This window comes from Flavobacterium sp. (genome assembly GCF_027483985.1).
Classification (GTDB): Bacteria; Bacteroidota; Bacteroidia; order Flavobacteriales; family Flavobacteriaceae; genus Flavobacterium.
In genome coordinates this window covers 1-20645 of sequence record NZ_JAIXTJ010000022.1, presented here as the reverse complement: position 1 = coordinate 20645, position 20645 = coordinate 1, and the positions used below count along the sequence as shown (strand labels likewise).

14 protein-coding genes and 1 rRNA gene are annotated in these 20645 nt (G+C 33.1%); 14 read left to right on the top strand and 1 reads right to left on the bottom strand.

Translation table 11 applies throughout. The annotated features are described in order from the left end of the window. The first annotated feature begins 19 nt into the window (after positions 1 to 19). Positions 20 to 129: ribosomal RNA gene (gene rrf, locus Q0050_RS05630) — 5S ribosomal RNA — on the top strand. 337 nt (positions 130 to 466) lie between these two features. Here rrf and Q0050_RS05625 read toward each other — a convergent pair. Further along, positions 467 to 1333: an alpha/beta hydrolase gene (locus Q0050_RS05625; RefSeq protein WP_298393170.1), complete on the bottom strand. Its 867-nt coding sequence runs from the start codon at positions 1331 to 1333 to the stop codon at positions 467 to 469. A 76-nt stretch (positions 1334 to 1409) separates the two neighbouring features. Between Q0050_RS05625 and Q0050_RS05620 the strand changes: the two genes are divergently transcribed. From Q0050_RS05620 to Q0050_RS05560, 13 genes are all read left to right on the top strand, one after another. Beyond that, complete coding sequence (locus Q0050_RS05620) at positions 1410 to 3350, top strand: alpha-1,4-glucan--maltose-1-phosphate maltosyltransferase (protein WP_298393168.1); 1941 nt, start codon at positions 1410 to 1412, stop codon at positions 3348 to 3350. Between the two features lie 23 nt (positions 3351 to 3373). Further along, positions 3374 to 4996: a trehalose synthase gene (locus Q0050_RS05615; RefSeq protein ID WP_298393166.1), complete on the top strand. Its 1623-nt coding sequence runs from the start codon at positions 3374 to 3376 to the stop codon at positions 4994 to 4996. Between the two features lie 169 nt (positions 4997 to 5165). Beyond that, positions 5166 to 5867 carry a hypothetical protein gene (locus Q0050_RS05610; RefSeq protein ID WP_298393164.1) on the top strand — a complete coding sequence of 234 codons (702 nt, stop codon included), beginning with the start codon at positions 5166 to 5168 and terminating at the stop codon, positions 5865 to 5867. 54 nt (positions 5868 to 5921) lie between these two features. Then, a complete protein-coding gene (gene glgB, locus Q0050_RS05605) occupies positions 5922 to 7826 on the top strand; it encodes a 1,4-alpha-glucan branching protein GlgB (RefSeq protein ID WP_298393163.1) in 1905 nt (634 codons plus the stop codon). Between the two features lie 198 nt (positions 7827 to 8024). Next, on the top strand, positions 8025 to 10424 hold the full coding sequence (locus Q0050_RS05600; RefSeq protein WP_298393162.1) for a glycoside hydrolase family 31 protein: 2400 nt from the start codon (positions 8025 to 8027) through the stop codon (positions 10422 to 10424). A gap of 32 nt (positions 10425 to 10456) precedes the next feature. Continuing rightward, complete coding sequence (locus Q0050_RS05595; RefSeq protein ID WP_298393160.1) at positions 10457 to 11275, top strand: M48 family metallopeptidase; 819 nt, start codon at positions 10457 to 10459, stop codon at positions 11273 to 11275. A gap of 72 nt (positions 11276 to 11347) precedes the next feature. Further along, a complete protein-coding gene (locus tag Q0050_RS05590) occupies positions 11348 to 12643 on the top strand; it encodes an MFS transporter (protein WP_298393158.1) in 1296 nt (431 codons plus the stop codon). A 44-nt stretch (positions 12644 to 12687) separates the two neighbouring features. Continuing rightward, positions 12688 to 13461 carry a hypothetical protein gene (locus Q0050_RS05585; protein ID WP_298393156.1) on the top strand — a complete coding sequence of 258 codons (774 nt, stop codon included), beginning with the start codon at positions 12688 to 12690 and terminating at the stop codon, positions 13459 to 13461. Positions 13462 to 13682: 221 nt separating this feature from the next. Continuing rightward, positions 13683 to 16136 (top strand): endopeptidase La, encoded by a 2454-nt coding sequence (lon, locus tag Q0050_RS05580; RefSeq protein ID WP_298393154.1) that lies wholly within the window; start codon positions 13683 to 13685, stop codon positions 16134 to 16136. Positions 16137 to 16256: 120 nt separating this feature from the next. Next, entirely contained in the window at positions 16257 to 17288 is a 1032-nt protein-coding gene (gene porQ, locus Q0050_RS05575; RefSeq protein ID WP_298393152.1) for a type IX secretion system protein PorQ, read from the top strand. 11 nt (positions 17289 to 17299) lie between these two features. Next, positions 17300 to 17989, top strand: a complete 690-nt coding sequence (cmk, locus tag Q0050_RS05570; protein WP_298393150.1) for a (d)CMP kinase — start codon at positions 17300 to 17302, stop codon at positions 17987 to 17989. A 170-nt stretch (positions 17990 to 18159) separates the two neighbouring features. After that, on the top strand, positions 18160 to 19515 hold the full coding sequence (locus Q0050_RS05565) for a nucleoside permease (protein ID WP_298393148.1): 1356 nt from the start codon (positions 18160 to 18162) through the stop codon (positions 19513 to 19515). A 420-nt stretch (positions 19516 to 19935) separates the two neighbouring features. Then, positions 19936 to 20645 (top strand): S1 RNA-binding domain-containing protein (locus Q0050_RS05560; RefSeq protein ID WP_298393146.1); only part of this gene is annotated, 710 nt, incomplete at its 3' end.

Below are 20645 nucleotides of genomic sequence, written 5' to 3'. Positions count from 1 at the left end.
GCACCCTTGCAAAACCTCTTAAGGTGGTTATTGCGTCGGGGCTCACCTCTTCCCATTCCGAACAGAGAAGTTAAGCCCGATTGCGCAGATGGTACTGCATAACTGTGGGAGAGTATGTCACCGCCTTCTTTTTGAAAACCTCTATCATTTATTTGATAGGGGTTTTTTGTTTTATATCGATTTAAAAAAAATTGAATAAAAACTATCTAAACAAATGTATCAGTACTTAAGTTTTCTATTTACAGCTTAAATAATAGTGCAGTACGATAATGAAATGTCGTTATCTTTTTGAAATCCCTACCCAAAATGAGTAGTATACAAGTTTATTTATTGAAAATGATGTTTTTTTTACGAGGTTGCGTGAGTGATAGTAGCGGCATCCTTTTCTTTTTTTCTTAAAAAAGAAAAGATACAGCGAATAGCACGACCCTTGGGGCACGCCATAAATATTATACTAAGTATTGGTTTATAGGTCTTTAATAAAAGTAACTATCCTTTGAACGACTTCGTTGTTACCTAGTATTTTTCGATGACCTAAGTTTTTAGTTATCATCAATTCTGAAATATTTAAGTTTTCTTTAATGTTATAAGCTGCTTTAACATTTACATCAACATCATTCTCATCGTGAATTATTAAAACAGGAATTAAAACTTCTTTTGCAGCAATTGAAGCTGAGTAATAATTCATTTCTACGCCGTATTTTTTCTTAAAATGCTCTCTTAATTTAATTCCAATTTCAGGATTTAATTTCAACTTTTTAATAAAATCATCAATTATGTCTTGAATAATATCTCCGCTTCCAATTAGAACTACTTTTCTTACTTTCAGTTTTTCTCTAATGGCATTCAAAATTGCCATTCCTCCAAGTGAATGACCAATCGCAAATTGAAATGGTCCAAATTGTTTTTCCAATTCTAGAATAGAAGCAATGAATTCGACCATTATCGATGAATTTCCTTTAGATTTGCCGTGTGCTGGTGCATCAAAACTTATTGTCGAATACCCTAAATTAAGTAACTCATCTGCAATCTTAACTAATTGAGTTCCTCTGCCAGACCAACCGTGAACTAATAAAATTTGCTTTTCACTTTTTCCATAATGATAAACTACAATTTCTTTATTTATTGAAGGAACGAAAACTTTTTCTTGAACGCTTTCTTTATCCATATGAAATTCGCGTTTCGGAATTTTATGTTTTATTGGAGTCGTAAATAGTTTTGCAGCGAATTTTGTTACCAACTTTGTTGAAATTACTTCTAATAATTTAGCGGTTATCAATATTACCTTCGGAATTTTCAATGTTTGGGCTTCTATTTCTTTATTTTTTGACATTTCAATAAATTTTAATGCAAGTTACTTTATTTTATCTTTTTTTCTTAAATTTAGGCATCAATAAATTAATCGGAAAATGCTAAATCAAAAACGCGTAGTAATTGAAAATGTTTTGCCTCAATTAGACAATGGGGCATTTTTTATAAAAAGAATTGTTGGACAAAAAGTAAACGTGACTGCCGATATTTTATCAGATGGACACGATGTTATGGAAGCGGTTGTTCAATATAAATATGAAAAGGACAAGAAATGGTCAGAAGTTAGAATGAATGCTTTGCCAAATGATGCTTTCGAAGCTACTTTTTCAGTTGAAAAGCAAGGTTATTACCTTTATTTTGTCGAAGCTTGGGTTGATTATGCTCTAAATTGGCAATACTGTATTGGTAAAAAAATAAATGACAACCAACACGTAAAATCGGAATTGTTAGAAGGAGTAGAGTACATAAAACCTTTATTATCAAAAGTTTCAGCTTCAGATAAAAAATATTTAAATGAAGTTGTTGATTTATTCTCAAATGAAGCTAATTATGATAAAGCTATCATTGAAGCAGTTTCTGATAAATTAAAAACTATCTTCAAAGAAAATCCAACTAAGTTTTTAGCAAATCAAACTCAAGAATTAAGAGTTTATGTTGATAGACAAAAGGCATTATTCAGTACGTGGTACGAGTTTTTTCCGCGTTCTGCTTCAAAAGAAGAAGGTAAACACGGAACTTTTAAAGATTGTGAGCAGATTTTACCTAAAGTTGCTAAAATGGGATTTGATACTTTGTATTTTCCACCAGTTCATCCAATTGGAGAAGTAAATCGCAAAGGAAAAAATAATGCAACTGACGCTCAACCCGGAGATGTTGGTTCGCCTTGGGGAATTGGATCTCAATATGGTGGTCACAAATCAATTCACCCAGAATTAGGAACGATTGATGATTTCAAATCAATGGTCATTACGGCAAAAGATTTAGGAATTGAAATCGCAATGGACTTTGCGCTTCAAGCGGCACCAGATCATCCTTATGTTAAAGAGTTTCCGCAATGGTTTAAATGGCGCCCTGATGGAACGGTTCAATATGCCGAAAATCCTCCAAAGAAATACCAAGATATTCTACCAATTTACTTTGAAAGTGACGACTGGAAAAACCTTTGGAAAGAGTTATTAAATTGTGCTTTATTTTGGGTTGAAGAATGTGGAATTAGAGTTTTCAGAGTTGATAATCCGCACACAAAACCTTTTTATTTTTGGGGTTGGTTAATTGCCGAAGTAAAGAAAAAACATCCAGATGTGTTGTTTTTAGCGGAAGCTTTTACACGTCCTAAAATTATGAACGAGTTAGCTAAACAAGGTTTCACGCAATCATATACTTATTATACTTGGCGAAATACTAAAGCAGAATTGCAAGAGTATTTAACTGAACTAACACAAACCAATCAAAAAGAATTCTTCCGACCTAATTTTTGGCCAAATACTCCAGATATCAATCCGTTTGCTTTGCAAGGTGCGAATGAAAGTACGCACTTGCAAAAGTATTTTATAGCAGCTACATTGAGTTCATCTGTTGGAATTTACGGACCAGTATTTGAATATATGATTTCAGATGCTATTCCGGGAAAAGAAGAATATATGGATAGTGAAAAATACCAAATTCGTCTTTGGGATTGGGAGAAAGAAAACAAAATTACAATGCTAATTTCTAAAATTAATCAAATTAGAAAAGAGCAAATATCATTGCAACAAACCAATAATATTGAATTTTGTGATACTGATAACGAACAAGTTATTGCCTATTACAAATTTGACGATAACAAAGAAAATGAAACCTTAATGATTGCAAGTTTAGATGCTTATTATGCTAAACAAGCATGGGTTAAATTGCCATTAAAATCCTTAGGAATTCACGAAGGACAATCCATAACGGTGGTAGATTTGATTACAGGAAACAGCTATAATTGGGATAAAGAATGGAATTTTGTTGAGTTGCATCCAGTTTTACCTTTTCACTTATTTAAAATTCAGAAGTAATTATTAATAATTAATTTATAATTATGAAAAACGACAATCAAGATACTTTTGCAACGCCATTCAAATTTAAAAATGAATGGAAAGATGCTTTTAGCGACGATGAATTTGTCAAAATATTTTCTTCAGACATACTTGAAAACTACATCATCAACAAGAGATGGTATGGCGGAAAAGCTAGTACATTAAAGTACATTGAAGTTGTTGATCATTTCAAAATTACTTCAAAAAAAAACACTTACTACGGAGTTTTACTAGAAGTGAATTTTAAAGAAGCGTTTTACCAGCATTATTTTATGCCAATCGCCTTTATGACAAATGACGAATTGGATACTAACACAATCATTTCACCGGCGAAGTTCGGCAACATCGATGGCTATCTCGTTGATGCGCTTCACCAAGACGATTTTAGAAGATTACTTTTTGAAAACATTGTTAACGAAACTCAAAATAAAGCACTTAAACTTATTTTTCATAAAGGAATAAATTTAGTCGACAAAGAATACAAATCATCCAAATTTATGGGTGTCGAGCAGAGTAATACTTCGATTATTTATAATGATACTTTGGTGTTAAAAATATTCAGACGAATTTATGTAAGCACCAATCCTGACTATGAATTGAGTCGTTTTTTGACCGAAAGAATGCACTATCAAAACACACCAGCCTACACCGGAAGTATTAATATTGCAATGACCGAAGGCAATATTACCTTAGGATTAATGCAAGAATTAGTTCCCAATCAAGGTGACGCTTGGAAGTTTATGTTAGAGCAAATGGACGGAGTTTTCGACAATCTTTCCAGAAAGAAAATCAAAATCGACAAACTTCCAGATGTTGACTTATTCAAACGACTAAAAATCAACGAAATTCCACCCGAAATTATTGATTGGGTTGGTTTGAGTTTGTTTCTAAAAGTACAAACTTTAGCCTTGCGAACTGCCGAAATGCACATCGCACTCGGAAGCGATATTCACGAAACTGCTTTTACACCAACCACTTACAACGGAGATTACACCGTTTGGTTGAAAAATCGTTTGCTATACCAATTCCAAAATCGACTGAATATTATAGAAAATAGTTTGCACAAACTCGACGGAATGGCACTCGATTTAGCGCATCAATTTCTTGAAAATAAAAAGCTAATTCGTAAACATTTCGTAGATTTTGATTGGACCAAAATGAAATCGGAACGCATCAGAATTCACGGAGATTTCCATCTCGGTCAAGTTTTGGTAAACGGAGACGATTTTTATCTGCTTGATTTTGAAGGTGAGCCAGAAAGCACCATTCGAGATAGAAAAGTAAAGCAACCACCATTAAAAGACGTAGCTGGAATGTTTCGTTCCTTTCATTACGCTATTTACGCAACCATTTTCAATAATGCCGATAAATACCCATTCGAGCAAGAAGAATTGTTCAAAGCAGGTGAATTATTATTCAAATACCTTGTCGGCGCTTTCCTAGAAACCTACATCGAAAAAGCACAATCAGAAAATTTAAATATAGGTTACAGCCACGAAATCAACTTTTTACTAAAATATTGCATCCTTGAAAAAGCAGTTTACGAGTTGGGTTATGAGTTAAATTCTCGACCACGTTGGGCAGTAATTCCATTGCGAGGTATTCAAACGATTATGGGATATTAATGTCAGGCTAAGCTTTGTCGAAGTTAGGAGCGATTGGCTTAGGTATTTTCGATAATGGCAACTCCCGCTTTCCGTTCCAATCTTTTCCTTTTTAAAGAAAAAAGAAAAAGGATTTCCACTACAATCGGGGCTACTTAGTATAAGTATTTAATAGAAAACAGAATAATAAATGGCAAAAAAAGTGAAAAAGAAAGAATTAATTGGTTTAAGTATAATTTTATGTTTAATCTCATTTGTAATTCCATTTTTTATTAGAGAATCTGAAGACAAATTATTAGATGTTTTTTCAGTTTCATTAGGATTTGTAAGTACAACAGCTACTTTAATAACTCTTTATATTGCTTTCAAACTATACGATAGATTCGGTATTGATACAATATTTATTCAAAGACGCACTGATAAAGTTTTGGAATTAGTTGATTTGCTTAAAGGTAAGTATATGTATCCAATTGGGGAAATTGGAGAATATAATTTAGGAACAAATAGAGATAAAATTATTGGAATTAAAGAATTACCATTTTATAAATTAGATAAAAATAAGCTTGTGTTGGTTTCTGTTGAAGATTACAATAAAGCATGGTTAAAAATTTTTGAAATTAAAAGAAGTTATTGGTTACCAAAAAAAATTAAAAAAAAGATTGAATTTTTGGAATTTAAAATGTTTTTAAAGACTGAAAATTCATTGAGTAAAGAATTTATTAGAATTAATTTTAATGAAGTTGATGAGAAAATTTGGTCAGAAACTTATCCAAAAATGACATTTGATGAATTTTTAAGTAATATAGATGATTTAGTAAAATCAATAGAAAAATGGCTTAAAAAATATTCAAACATTAAATTAGACTTAAACTTAGCAGAAGGTCAAAAATAAAAATATTAATGAAGAGGTTGAGATTAATTTTTTCCTCACAATGACAATTAAAAAATGAACCAAGTACAACCGCATTCCTTATTCACCGATTTCGACATCGATTTATTCAAAGCAGGAAAACATTTTCAACTTTACGAAAAATTAGGCGCACATCTTATTGAAGTAAATGGAGTTAAAGGCGTTTATTTTGCCGTTTGGGCACCATCAGCGCGCTCGGTTTCTGTTGTGGGCGATTTCAACTTTTGGGTACAAGGCGAACACCAACTAAACGTTCGTTGGGACGAATCCGGAATTTGGGAAGGTTTCATTCCAGGTGTTGATAAAGGAACAACCTATAAATACAAAATTCAATCTAACAATGGCGGTTTGATCACTGAAAAAGCCGATCCATTCGCTTTATATTGTGAGCATCCACCGCAAACAGCATCCGTAATTTGGGACTTAGATTACAAATGGAAAGACACCAAATGGATGGAAATCCGAAAAGATAAAAACGGATTGGACAAACCATTTTCGGTTTACGAAGTACATTTAGGTTCGTGGAAACGTAATGCAGATGGCAAGTTTTTGACTTACATTGAATTGGCAGACCAATTGGTTTCGTATGTAAAAGAAACAGGTTTTACACACGTTGAGTTTATGCCAATTATGGAATATCCTTACGATCCATCTTGGGGTTATCAATTGGTAGGCTATTTTGCACCAACATCTCGCTTCGGAAAACCGCAAGATTTTATGCTTTTGGTCGATAAATTGCACCAAGCAGGAATAGGAGTAATCTTGGATTGGGTTCCATCACATTTTCCAGACGATGCACACGGATTAGGATTTTTTGATGGTTCAAATCTTTATGAACATCCCGACAGAAGAAAAGGATATCATCCTGATTGGAAGAGTTTGATTTTTAATTATGGTCGTAATGAAGTTCGTTCGTTCTTAATAAGCAATGCAATTTTCTGGTTAAAAAATTACCACATTGACGGACTTCGAGTTGATGCTGTTGCGTCAATGTTATATCTAGATTATTCCAGAAAAGAAGGCGAGTGGGAACCAAATATTTATGGAGGAAGAGAAAATTTAGATACTATCAGTTTCCTAAAAGATTTCAACGAGGCAGTTTATGCCAATTTTCCAGATGTTCAAACAATTGCTGAAGAAAGTACCAGTTTTCCAATGGTTTCTCGTCCAACTTTCCTTGGTGGTTTAGGTTTCGGAATGAAATGGATGATGGGTTGGATGCACGATACTTTGCAATATTTTGCCAAAGAAAGTGTGTATAGAAAATACCATCAAAACGACATAACTTTTTCTATGACTTATGCATTTACAGAGAATTTTATGTTACCACTTTCGCACGATGAAGTAGTTTACGGTAAACACTCCATTCAAGGAAGAATGCCCGGTGATGAATGGCAACGTTTTGCAAATCTTCGTTTACTTTACGGCTATATGTTCACGCATCCAGGAGCAAAATTATTGTTTATGGGTGGCGAATTCGGACAAACATCTGAATGGAATTTTGAAAGCAGTCTAGATTGGCATTTGCTTCAATTTGGCTATCACGATGGTATCAAAAAATGCATTACCGATTTAAATGCATTGTACAAAAATCATCCAGCTTTATACGAAAAACAATTCTCAGCAGAAGGTTTTGAATGGATCAATTATTCAGATAATGAAAATTCAGTTTTAGCCTATATCCGTAAAGGACATAAGGAAAAAGAAAATCTAATTGTGGTTTGTAATATGACACCAGTTGTTCACGAAAACTACAGAATCGGACTTCCAATAAAAGGTAAGTTAACAGAAATTTTCAATTCTGACAATGAAGAATATAATGGAAGTGGGGTTAGTAACTCAAAACCAATAAAAATAGAAGTAACACTGTGGAATGGAAGAGAATTTTCAGCAGAAGTTATTCTTGCTCCATTAGGAATTTCAGTTTTTAAAATAGGATAGACTTTTTGACCATTAAGATATTAAGGAAATTAAGAATTACAATAGAAGTAAATCTTAATGAAACTTAATATCTTAATGGTTTTAAAAATTATAATAGTTTTAATCATCCGCAAACGTTATCGTTAAAAACTACTCAAATTACTTTTGAAAATTCGAGGCTACATTCGTATTTTCGCAAATTGTCTTAAATTTAATGCTATGATAATCAATACCGAACTGGAACATAAAGGCGATTTATATCCTTCAAAAATAATTTCTTACAAACACGAAGTAGATTCTATAGATTTTCATACCGATAATAATGTTATTCTTCGAGTAACGGTGCTTCGCGATAGTATGATTCGTTTTCGATTTACAGCAAAAGGATATTTCAGCAATGATTTTTCTTATGCCATCGATAAAACGCAATCACACGGATACAATGTATTAGAAGTTTCTGAAGAAGCAGATCATTATCGAATTAAAACATCAAAAGTATATGTTGTAGTTCAAAAAAATGATTGTCGTGTCGGAATTTACGAATTAGATGGAACCACAATTCTTGAAGATGAAATTGGTTTTCATTGGGAAGAATGTTACGAATATGGCGGTAACATTGTAAAAATGAGTAAAATGTCGCACGATGGCGAATCGTTTTACGGATTAGGTGATAAAGCAACGCATCTTAATCTAAAAGGAAAGCGACTCGAGAATTGGGCAACAGATCAATACGCCTTTCATAAAGATCAAGAGCCATTATACAAAGTTGTTCCATTCTACATTGGTTTACATCACAACAAAGCTTACGGAATTTTCTTTGATAATACGTTTCGTTCGTTCTTCGATTTTAGTAACGAGCGCAAAGGTGTAACGAGCTTTTGGGCTGATGGTGGTGAAATGAATTATTATTTCATTTATGGTCCAAAAATGAGCGATGTTGTTACAACTTATACGCATCTTACAGGAAAACCGGAACTTCCACCGTTATGGACTTTGGGTTATCATCAATGCAAATGGAGTTATTTTCCAGAATCTAAAGTAAGAGAAATCACTTCAAAATTTAGAGAACTTCAAATTCCTTGCGATGCCATCTATTTAGACATTGATTATATGGAAGGTTTTCGTTGTTTTACTTGGAGCAAAGAATATTTTCCTGAACCTAAAAAAATGGTTGCTGATTTAGCAAAAGACGGATTCAAAACTGTTGTAATCATTGATCCTGGAATTAAAATTGATAAAGATTATTCGGTTTATCAAGAAGCTTTAGAAAAAGACTATTTCTGTAAACGTGCCGATGGACCTTATATGAAAGGAAAAGTTTGGCCAGGAGAATGTAATTTTCCGGATTATACCAATCCCGAAGTTAGAGAATGGTGGGCAGGTTTGTTCAAAGAATTAGTAGCTGAAATAGGAGTAAAAGGTGTTTGGAATGATATGAACGAACCAGCAGTAATGGAAGTTCCAACCAAAACATTTCCATTAGATGTTCGTCATAATTATGATGGAAATAATTGCAGTCATAGAAAAGCGCATAACGTTTATGGAACTCAAATGGCGCGTGCTACTTATGAAGGTGTAAAACGATTTGCCTATCCAAAACGTCCCTTTGTAATTACTCGTTCGGCTTATTCTGGAGCACAACGTTATACATCATCTTGGACAGGCGATAATGTAGCCACTTGGGAACATTTATGGATTGCTAATATTCAAATGCAACGTATGTCAATCTCAGGAATGGGATTCACAGGTTCAGATATTGGAGGATTTGCCGAACAACCAACTGCCGAATTATACGCTCGTTGGATTCAATTGGGTGTCTTTCATCCTTTTTGCAGAACACATTCCTCAGGACATCATGGCGAACAAGAACCATGGAGTTTTGGAGATGAAGTAATTGATATCACCAGAAAGTTTGTAGAACTTCGCTATCAATTGTTACCTTATTTATATACAATGTTTTGGGATTATGTAAATGATGGTACTCCAATGTTAAAACCATTAGTTTATTTTGATCAAAATGATCCACAAACACATTATAGAACCGATGAGTTTATCTTCGGAAATCAAATTTTGGTTTGCCCAATTCTAGAACCTAATGCTTTAGGTAGAAGAATGTATTTGCCTGAAGGCAATTGGTATAACTATTGGACAAATGAATTAGTAAAAGGCAAAAAAGAACTATGGGTTGCTACCGATTTTGATCAAATTCCTTTATTTGTAAAAGAAGGTGCAATCATACCTAAATATCCGGTTCAGCAATATGTTGGTCAACTTGAATCTCCAGAATTGACGTTGGAAGTATACTATAAATTCGGTAAAGAAAAATCTTTTGTATATGAAGATGCCCAAGACGGTTACGATTATAACAAAGGAAGATATAGTTACAAAACTTTTACCTTAAACGGTAAAGAAAACGAGCTCTTTATTACACAACACAAGGAAGGAACATTTGAAACGCAATACCAAACCATAAAAATAAATTTAAAAGGTTTACCGTTTGAAATTAAAGGAATTGAGATTGATAATGAGAAAATCATTTTTGATAAAGAATCAATTGTTCTTGAAAACGGTCTGATTGTTGATAAAGATTTTACGGAATTACACTTCATTGGTGTTTAAATTTTGTAAATTTGAATTAAAATAAAAATAGTATGAGTTATAAAAAATATACAATAGGTTTATTTGTGGCAGCATTTGCATTGTCTTGTGCTAAAAATCCATTTACAGGAAAAAGTACAATGGCTTTAGTTCCAAACAGTCAAATATTTCCAATGGCTTTCCAACAATACAATCAATTTTTGACTGAAAATAAAGTTGTTAAAAATACGGCTGAAGCGAAAAAGATTGAAACTGTTGGTACTAAAATTAAGGTTGCTGCAGAACGATGGTTGACAGCAAATGGCCACGCAGATTATCTAACAGGATACAATTGGGAATATAATTTAGTAGACAGCAAAGATGTAAATGCATGGTGTATGCCTGGTGGAAAAATTGTTTTTTACACTGGAATTTTACCAATTTGTAAAGATGATGCGGGTATTGCCGCAGTTATGGGACACGAAGTTGCGCACGCATTAGCCAATCACGGTCAACAAAGAATGAGTGCTGGAATGGTGCAACAAGTGGTTCAAGTTGGAACAGCAGTTGCCGTGGCAAATCAAGATGCTCAAACACAACAATTGGTAATGCAAGCTTATGGAATTGGTTCTCAAGTTGGCGTAATGTTACCTTTCAGTAGAAAACACGAAAGCGAAGCCGACATGATTGGACTAACATTAATGGCGATAGCAGGTTACAATCCAGAAAATGCTGTAGCTGTTTGGCAACGAATGTCAGCTTTATCTGGAGGACAAGCGCCACCAGAAATTTTAAGTACGCATCCAAGTAATCAAACAAGGATTGATAATTTAACTTCGTTATTACCACAGGCTAAAGCTGAAGCGGCTAAATTCGGAGTAACATTTAAATAATATTATAGATTATAAAAAAAGAGTATATTTGAAGCTGTCAATTTTTGGCAGCTTTTTTTAATTTATAATAGTATGGCAAATCTTCCTAAAGGACATTCAAAATTATTAAATGCTTGGGCTTTTTATGATTGGGCAAACTCAGTTTACAGTTTAGTTATTGCCTCAGCGGTTTTTCCAATTTTCTATGAAATGATTTTTAGTGATGCTAAAAAAGAAAACGTACTCATTTTTGGAACGCAAGTAAAAGCCACAGCAATGATAAGTTTTGTTACCGCTTTTGCGTTTTTAATCGTAGCAATTTGTTCTCCAATTCTCTCAGGAATTTCAGATTATTTGGGAAATAAAAAAGCATTTTTAAGATTTTTCTGCTATCTAGGTGGTTTATCATGCATCAGTCTTTATTGGTTTGAAATTGATAATCTATTTTTAGGATATACAGCCTATTTTTTCGGATTAATTGGATTTTGGTCAAGTTTAGTTTTTTATAATTCCTATCTACCAGATATCGCTTTTCCAGAGCAACAAGACCGCGTGAGCGCCAAAGGTTTTTCAATGGGATATATTGGAAGCACTATTTTATTGATCATAAATCTTATTATGGTAATGTATCCAGATAAATTTGGTATTGAAACTTCTAAAGAAGCAATGAAAATTTCTTTTGTAATGGTTGGTGTTTGGTGGATTGGTTTCAGCCATATTACTTATTATTATTTACCTAAAGGAAATAGAACTAATGTTGCACTAACAAGTGATTTTATATTCAAAGGTTTTCACGAGTTAAGTTTGGTTTGGAAACAATTAAAACAAAATCTAGCCCTAAAGCGATATTTATATAGTTATTTTGTTTTTATTATGGCAGTTCAAACCGTTATGCTTGTTGCAACTTATTTTGGTGCAACTGAAGTAAATTGGGGTACAGAAGATAAAACAATGGGATTAATAATTAGCATACTTTTAATTCAACTAGTTGCTGTTTTAGGAGCATTCATAACATCACGAGTATCCGAAAAATATGGAAATATTTCGACTTTAATAGGTTTGAATGCTATTTGGGCGGTGCTTTGTGCTTTTGCTTATTTTGTAGAAACTCCTATTGAATTTTATGCAACTGCAGGTTTTGTAGGATTGGTTATGGGCGGAATTCAATCTATTGCGCGTTCAACTTATTCTAAATTATTACCAGAAACCGAAGATACAGCGTCTTTCTTTAGTTTTTATGATGTTACCGAAAAAGTCGGAATCGTTATCGGAATGACCATTTACGGTACAATCGATATGATCACAGGTTCAATGAGAAATGCAATTGTATTTTTAGGAGTGTTTTTTGTTATTGGTTTAATTTTATTGACAAGAGTTCCTAGAAAATAATTTTCTATATCCAAAAAATAATTATATTTGAAAAAAATATCAAAATGACTAAGATTAAAATACTTTCAATTTTTACAATACTTTTTGCAGCATTTTCATTTGTTTCGTGTGATAATGAGCCAATTGATCCAACTTTGTTGCAACAAGTTAATTCTGGTGGAAATAATGCTGGTGGAGGTTCAGGTGGTTCTGGAGGTTCTGGAGGAGGAACATCTTCAGGAGATTATTGGCCTACTGCATTGAATAACCAATGGATATATAGTTTGAATGGTGTGCCGCAGCAGCCGATGAAAATGGTTTCTGTTAATAGCATCGGAGGATTTACATATTATACTTTTAATCAAGCGACTGGTGCTGGTGGAGGTGCAACTGGCACAGGAGTATCAAGATTAAGAAAGTCATCAGGCGATTACTTTATAAAATTAGAAGATATGAATATTTCTGCAGGTGGCTTTAACGGAGTGCAAACTGGTTATGAAATGCTGCTTTTAAAAGATTATTTAACAGCAGGTAGTTCATGGACCGGAAGTTACTCTCAAACTACAACTTACACGGATCCTTCCTTTCCCGTAATAACTCAAAATACAAATTATACTGGAACTATTTTATCAACAGGAAATACCGAAGTTGTAGATGGTGAGACTTACACAAATGTCATTAAGATGAAATTAAGTCAAACCACCTCAATAAATGGAGTGACTAGTTCAGCTGCAGATACCGAATATTGGTTTGCTAAAAATGTTGGTCCAATTAAAAATGTAATCACATCAGGTGCGACATCTTATACAAACATACTTACAGATTATACTTTATTTTAAAAAGTTTGATATTTATTAATAGAAAATCCGTCGAAATGGCGGATTTTTTTTTGGCATAATCATTGTCCTATTTAAGAATAGTATAAATTAAACACCATAAATGAAGTTTTCTGCAGTGTAATTTCGCTTTACATCGATTTTAATTCAATAAATGTATCGCAAAACTTATATTTGCTTGAAAATTGCAGTTAAATTAATGTCATATTGACTCATTACAACCTATGTCAAATCAAAAAATTATAGCCTTTGACAATTTGTCACTTCAAGAATTTGATTCTGAAGCCGAATTGATTCCCTTATTAACTCCAGAAGATGAAGAAGAAATGGCTAACGAAGAATTACCTTCGTTTTTACCAATACTTCCTTTAAGAAATACCGTTTTGTTTCCCGGAGTAGTTATTCCAATTACTGCTGGTAGAGATAAATCTATAAAACTTATTAACGAAGCCAATGCTGGAAATAAAATCATTGGAGTTGTTGCTCAAAAAAATGAAGAAGACGAAGATCCATCTGTAAACGATATTAATCACGTTGGTACTGTTGCTAGAATTTTGAGAGTGCTAAAAATGCCAGATGGTAACGTAACCGTTATTTTACAGGGGAAAAAGCGTTTTGAAATAGATTCAGTTATTTCGGAAACGCCATTTATCACAGCCAATATCAAGGAAGTTCCTGAGAAACGTCCAGGAAAACAAGACACCGAATTTCAAACTATTATCGATTCAATCAAGGAATTGGCTATTGAAATAATTAAAGAAAGTCCGAATATTCCGACCGAAGCCACTTTTGCTATAAAAAACATTGAAAGTCAGTCCTTCTTAATCAATTTTGTTTCTTCTAATATGAATCTTTCTGTAGAAGAAAAACAAAGTTTATTAATGATGAATGTTCTGAAAGAGCGCGCCCTCGAAACGCTACGTTTTATGAATGTTGAATTGCAAAAGCTAGAGCTTAAAAACGATATTCAATCTAAAGTGCGTTTTGATTTAGACCAGCAGCAACGCGAATATTTCTTGCACCAGCAAATGAAAACCATTCAAGAAGAATTGGGTGGCGTTTCTAATGAGCAGGAATTTGAGGAAATGCGCACTCGTGCAAAAGCCAAAAAATGGGACGAAAAAACCAGCAAACATTTCGAAAAGGAATTTTCTAAGTTGCAACGAATGAATCCTCAGGCACCAGATTTTGGTATTCAAAGAAATTATTTGGATTTATTTTTAGATTTACCTTGGAATAAATATTCTAAAGATAATTTTGACTTAAAACACGCTCAAAAAGTTTTAGACAGAGACCATTTTGGATTGGAAGATGTAAAAAAGCGAATGATCGAACATTTGGCAGTTTTAAAACTTAGAAATGATATGAAATCGCCAATCATTTGTTTAACTGGACCTCCAGGTGTTGGAAAAACATCTATTGGAAAATCGGTTGCCGAAGCTTTAGGTAGAGAGTATGTTAGAATTTCACTCGGTGGTTTGCGTGACGAGGCAGAAATAAGAGGTCACAGAAAAACCTATATTGGCGCAATGCCTGGTAGAATTATTCAAAGCATCAAAAAAGCACAAACTTCGAATCCAGTTTTTATTTTGGATGAAATTGATAAACTTTCGGTAAGCAATCAAGGTGATCCATCTTCGGCTTTGTTAGAAGTTTTAGATCCTGAGCAAAACAGTGCTTTTTATGATAATTTCTTAGAAATGGGTTATGATTTGTCAAAAGTTATGTTCATTGCAACTTCTAATACAATGTCAACCATTCAACCTGCCTTGAAAGATAGAATGGAAGTTATAAAAATGTCAGGTTATACAACCGAAGAAAAAGTTGAAATTGCTAAACAACATTTGTTTCCAAAGCAGTTAAAAGAACACGGTTTAACTTCTAAAGATTTAACAATCGGAAAGAAAGAGTTAGAAAAAATCGTTGAAGGTTACACACGTGAATCTGGTGTTAGAAGCTTAGAACAAAAAATTGCACAAGTAATTAGAAATGCTGCCAAATCGGTTGCAATGGAAGAAGAATATAACAAGAAAGTTACAACCGATGATATAATCAATGTTTTAGGATCTCCAAAACTCGAACGTGATAAAGCAGAAGGTAACGATGTTGCAGGTGTAGTTACAGGCTTGGCTTGGACATCAGTTGGTGGTGATATTCTTTTTATTGAGTCATTGATTTCCAAAGGCAAAGGTTCACTTACTTTAACAGGTAATTTAGGCACAGTAATGAAAGAATCTGCGACAATTGCCTTAGAATATATAAAAGCTAATGCAGAATCATTCGGATTAAATCAGGAAGTTCTTTCTAAATATAATATTCATTTACACGTTCCAGAAGGCGCAACCCCAAAAGATGGTCCAAGTGCCGGAATAGCGATGCTAACCTCATTAGTTTCTCTTTTAACACAACGAAAAATTAAAAAAGGAATAGCAATGACTGGTGAAATCACTTTGCGTGGAAAAGTTTTGCCAGTTGGAGGAATCAAAGAAAAAATTCTAGCTGCAAAAAGAGCTAACGTTAAAGAAATTATTTTATGTCACGAAAACAAAAGTGACATCGAAGAAATCAAACCTAATTATCTTGACGGATTAACGTTTCATTATGTGAAAGAAATGAGTGAAGTTATAGCTATTGCTGTGACAGATCAAAAGGTAAAGAATGCTAAAATTTTAGAGTAAAAAAGAATTATAAGTTTTAAAGGCGTGAGAAAAACCTCATGCCTTTTTTATTTTTAGGTTATCTTTAAAAATAATATCTTCGCATTTCCGTTATAGGTTATGTAAATTGCTATTTTTTGTATGTTTAAAAAACTATTTATCTCTTATTTTTTACTTTTTTGTGCCATTTCTTATGCGCAATTAGGAGGTAAGTCAGTATATCAATTTTTAAACCTTGTTACTTCACCACGACAAGCGGCTTTGGGCGGAAAAGTCATTACAATCTACGATAATGATGTCAATCAAGTACATTTCAATCCTGCCACAATTAATGCTGAAATGGACAACCATTTGTCTTTAAATTACGGAAGTTATTTTGGGGAAGTCACCTATGGAACTGCTGCTTATGCTTATACTTACGACCGACATTTGCAAACCTTTCACGCTGGAGTAAATTATGTAAACTACGGAAATTTTGATGGTTACGACGAAAATGGTCTAGCCACATCTTCATTCACAGGAAGTGAAATTGCACTTTCTTTTGGTTATGCTTACAATATTCCTTTTACAAGTTTTTATTTTGGAGCCAATGCCAAATTGATTTCGTCCACTTTAGAAAGTTATAATTCGTTTGGTGGTGCCGCCGATTTCGGATTTTTATTTATCGATGAACCTAATGATGTTAATTGGGGTTTGGTTGTTAGAAATGTTGGAACCCAGTTTACAACCTATGCAGGAACTCAAGAGAAATTGCCACTTGAAGTTTTGATTGGTGTTTCTCAAGAAGTCGAAAATGTTCCGTTGCGATGGCATCTAACTTTAGAAAATTTACAACAATGGAAACTTGGTTTTTCTAATCCGAATCGAGCCATTGGAAGCATTGACGGCGAAGCTACTCAGGAAAAAGTTGGATTTTTAAACAATGCTCTGCGACACGTAGTTTTGGGTGCTGAATTATTTCCAACAAAAGGAATAAACGTTAGACTTGGATATAATTTTAGACGAGCAGAGGAATTGCGAATTGTAGATCAAAGGAATTTCTCAGGAATTTCTCTTGGTTTAGGATTAAAGATGGGAAAGATGAAATTTAATTATTCCTATTCAAGATATACTTTAGCAGGAAATACAAGTCTTTTCGGACTTACAATTGATTTTTCAGATAATAGTTATTAAATAAACATACATTGAAAAAAATTACAATCGCTGTGGATGGTTTTTCTTCCACCGGAAAAAGCACCTTAGCCAAACAACTTGCCGCACATTTAGGATATGTTTATGTCGATACTGGCGCTATGTATCGAGCTGTAACACTATTTGCTATGCAAAAAGAATACATCACTTCATCACATTTTGATAAACAAGCCTTGATAGATGATTTATCAAATATCAAATTACATTTTCAATTCAATGCCGATTTAGGGTTTGCTGAAATGTATCTTAACGATATTAATGTCGAAAATGAAATTAGAACTATCGAAGTATCGAGTTTTGTTAGTAAAGTAGCCGAAGTTTCTGAAGTTCGTGCTAAATTGGTAGAACAACAACAAGAAATGGGCAAAAATAAAGCGATTGTAATGGATGGTCGTGATATTGCAACCGTTGTTTTCCCTGATGCTGAACTTAAAATATTTATGACCGCAAGTGCCGAAACAAGAGCACAACGTCGTTTTGATGAATTGCAGGCTAAAGGCGACGAAGTTTCTTATGAAGAGGTTTTAAAAAATGTTCAAGAACGCGATTATATTGATACGCATAGAGCAGACTCTCCTTTAATTATTGACGAAGATGCTATTGAAATCGATAATTCTTATCTTTCAAGAGAAGAGCAATTTGCAGCAGTTTTGGATTTAGTGGATGAAATAATTAATCAGTAAACCGAAATTTCTATTATTTATTTCACTTTTTCAATATCTTCAATTTTGGAATTTAGAATTTAACTTTTGTATTTTTAAATCTACCATTTGTAATTTTCAATTTATCATTTGGAAATTTAGATAATAATAGTAGATTTACAATCTATTTACATTACAAAAACATATTTATTATGAGTATCAAGTTTAGGTTAACTTTAATGAGTTTTCTTCAGTTCTTTGTTTGGGGTGCTTGGTTGATAACAGTTGCGAATTATTGGTTTGGAACTAAACAATGGAGTGGTGCTGAATTTGGCGCTATTTTTTCAACATTAGGAATTTCTTCTATAATTATGCCAGCCATTACTGGAATCATTGCTGATAAATACATTAACGCTGAAAAATTGTATGGCGTTCTTCATATTTTAGGAGGAATTGCTTTGCTTTATATTCCTCAAGTAGATAATCCTACGACATTTTATTATGTAATTTTTGCTGCAATGTTGTGCTATATGCCAACGATTTCATTGTCAAATTCGGTAGCTTACAACATATTAAAAACTAACAATTATGATGTTGTAAAGGTTTTTCCACCCATTAGAGTTTGGGGAACAATTGGTTTTATTGCTGCTATGTGGATAACCAATTTGACCGATAATAAAGCGTCTGCAAATATGTTTTACATTTCGGCTTTTGCTGCTTTTGCATTGGGATTTTATTCTTTTTCATTACCAAAATGTCCACCACAAAAACTAATTTCAGACGATGCCTCATTTGGTGAAAAATTTGGATTGAGTGCATTTAAATTATTTGGAACCTACAAAATGGCATTGTTCTTTATTTTCTCAATGTTTTTAGGAGGTGCGCTACAATTAACTAATATGTATGGTGATCTTTTTTTGTCAGAATTTGAAAAAGTTCCACAATATGCTGAATTAGTCAAAAGATTTGATATGAAATTTATTCCAGAATTATTAAAAATTGAAGGTCTTTTAAATAAATTGGAGTATATTTTTAGTTACCCTAATTTACTATCAACTCTGGTCATAAAGTATTCAACAATAATTATGTCTATTTCACAAATATCGGAGACATTATTCATATTGGCTATTCCTTTTTTCTTAAAGCGTTTTGGTATTAAGCAAGTAATGTTAATATCAATGATTGCTTGGGTTTTACGTTTCGGACTGTTTGCGTACGGAAATCCTGCGGAAGGTTTGTGGATGATTATCGTTTCATGTATTGTTTACGGAATGGCATTTGACTTTTTTAATATTTCAGGTTCGTTGTTTGTTGAAACTACAACTGATTCTAAAATTCGTTCCTCTGCACAAGGTTTATTTATGATGATGTCTAACGGATTTGGCGCTTTTTTTGGCGGTTTAATTAGTGGAATTGTAATTGATACTTATTTTACAAATAATGGCGCTAGAGATTGGCATAATATCTGGTTGGCTTTTGCAGGTTATGCTTTAGTAATTGCTATTTTATTTGCGATTTTCTTCAAACACAAACACAATCCTGATGAAGTGGCGAATGTAAGTCACTAAAAAAAAAAATATAAATCCGATAGTTTTAATTATCGGATTTTTTATTCAATACAATTACTATCTAGCCCTGATTACTTCACAAAGTGTTTATTTTTCATTGGAGTTCAGTGAATGCTTTGCATTTGTAGTGGAAATTAAAATGCCTTCATTTTTTGAAGGCATTTTAATTGCAACGAAAAGCAGGAAAATGGAAACCAAGAAAGCTCCAAACCATTCGCTCTAATTAAAAATAATCTATTTTCTATATTCTCCTCTCTTTTTCTACTGCCATAATTTGCAGATTGACAAAAAAGTAGTACTTTTGCAATCCAAAATGCAGAGTAGAGTTTCGTTTGGAAATCAATTATTTATGTAAAACACTTTTGTTTTTCTATCGCTTAAAGAAACTCACGAAAAACAAAATACAAATTTTTTATCAGCATGTCTGAATTAAACAAAGATCAACAAGCGTTTTTAAACGAATTTAACTGGCACAATTACGCAGAAGGAATTGATGCAGTTGACGAGAAAAACTTACAAGAATTCGAAGAATTAGTTACTAAAACTTTTATTTCTACTGACCAAGAAGAAGTAGTTGAAGGTGTAGTAGTTAGAATTACTGAAAGAGACGCAATTGTTGACATTAATGCAAAATCGGAAGGTGTTATTTCTTTAAACGAATTCCGTTACAACCCAAACTTAAAAGTGGGTGACAAAGTAGAAGTATTAATTGACGTTCGTGAGGACAAAACAGGTCAGTTAGTATTATCTCACAGAAAAGCAAGAACTATCAAATCATGGGATAGAGTTATTTCTGCTAACGAAACTGGTGAAATTGTTACAGGTTTCGTAAAATGTAGAACTAAGGGTGGTATGATTGTAGATGTTTTCGGAATTGAAGCATTCTTACCAGGTTCACAAATTGATGTGAAACCAATCCGTGACTACGATGTATACGTAAACAAAAACATGGAATTCAAAGTTGTGAAAATCAACCACGAATTCAAAAATGTTGTTGTATCGCACAAAGCGCTTATCGAAGCAGATATCGAAGTTCAGAAAAAAGAAATTATTGGTCAATTAGAAAAAGGACAAGTATTAGAAGGTGTTGTTAAAAACATTACTTCTTATGGTGTGTTTATTGACTTAGG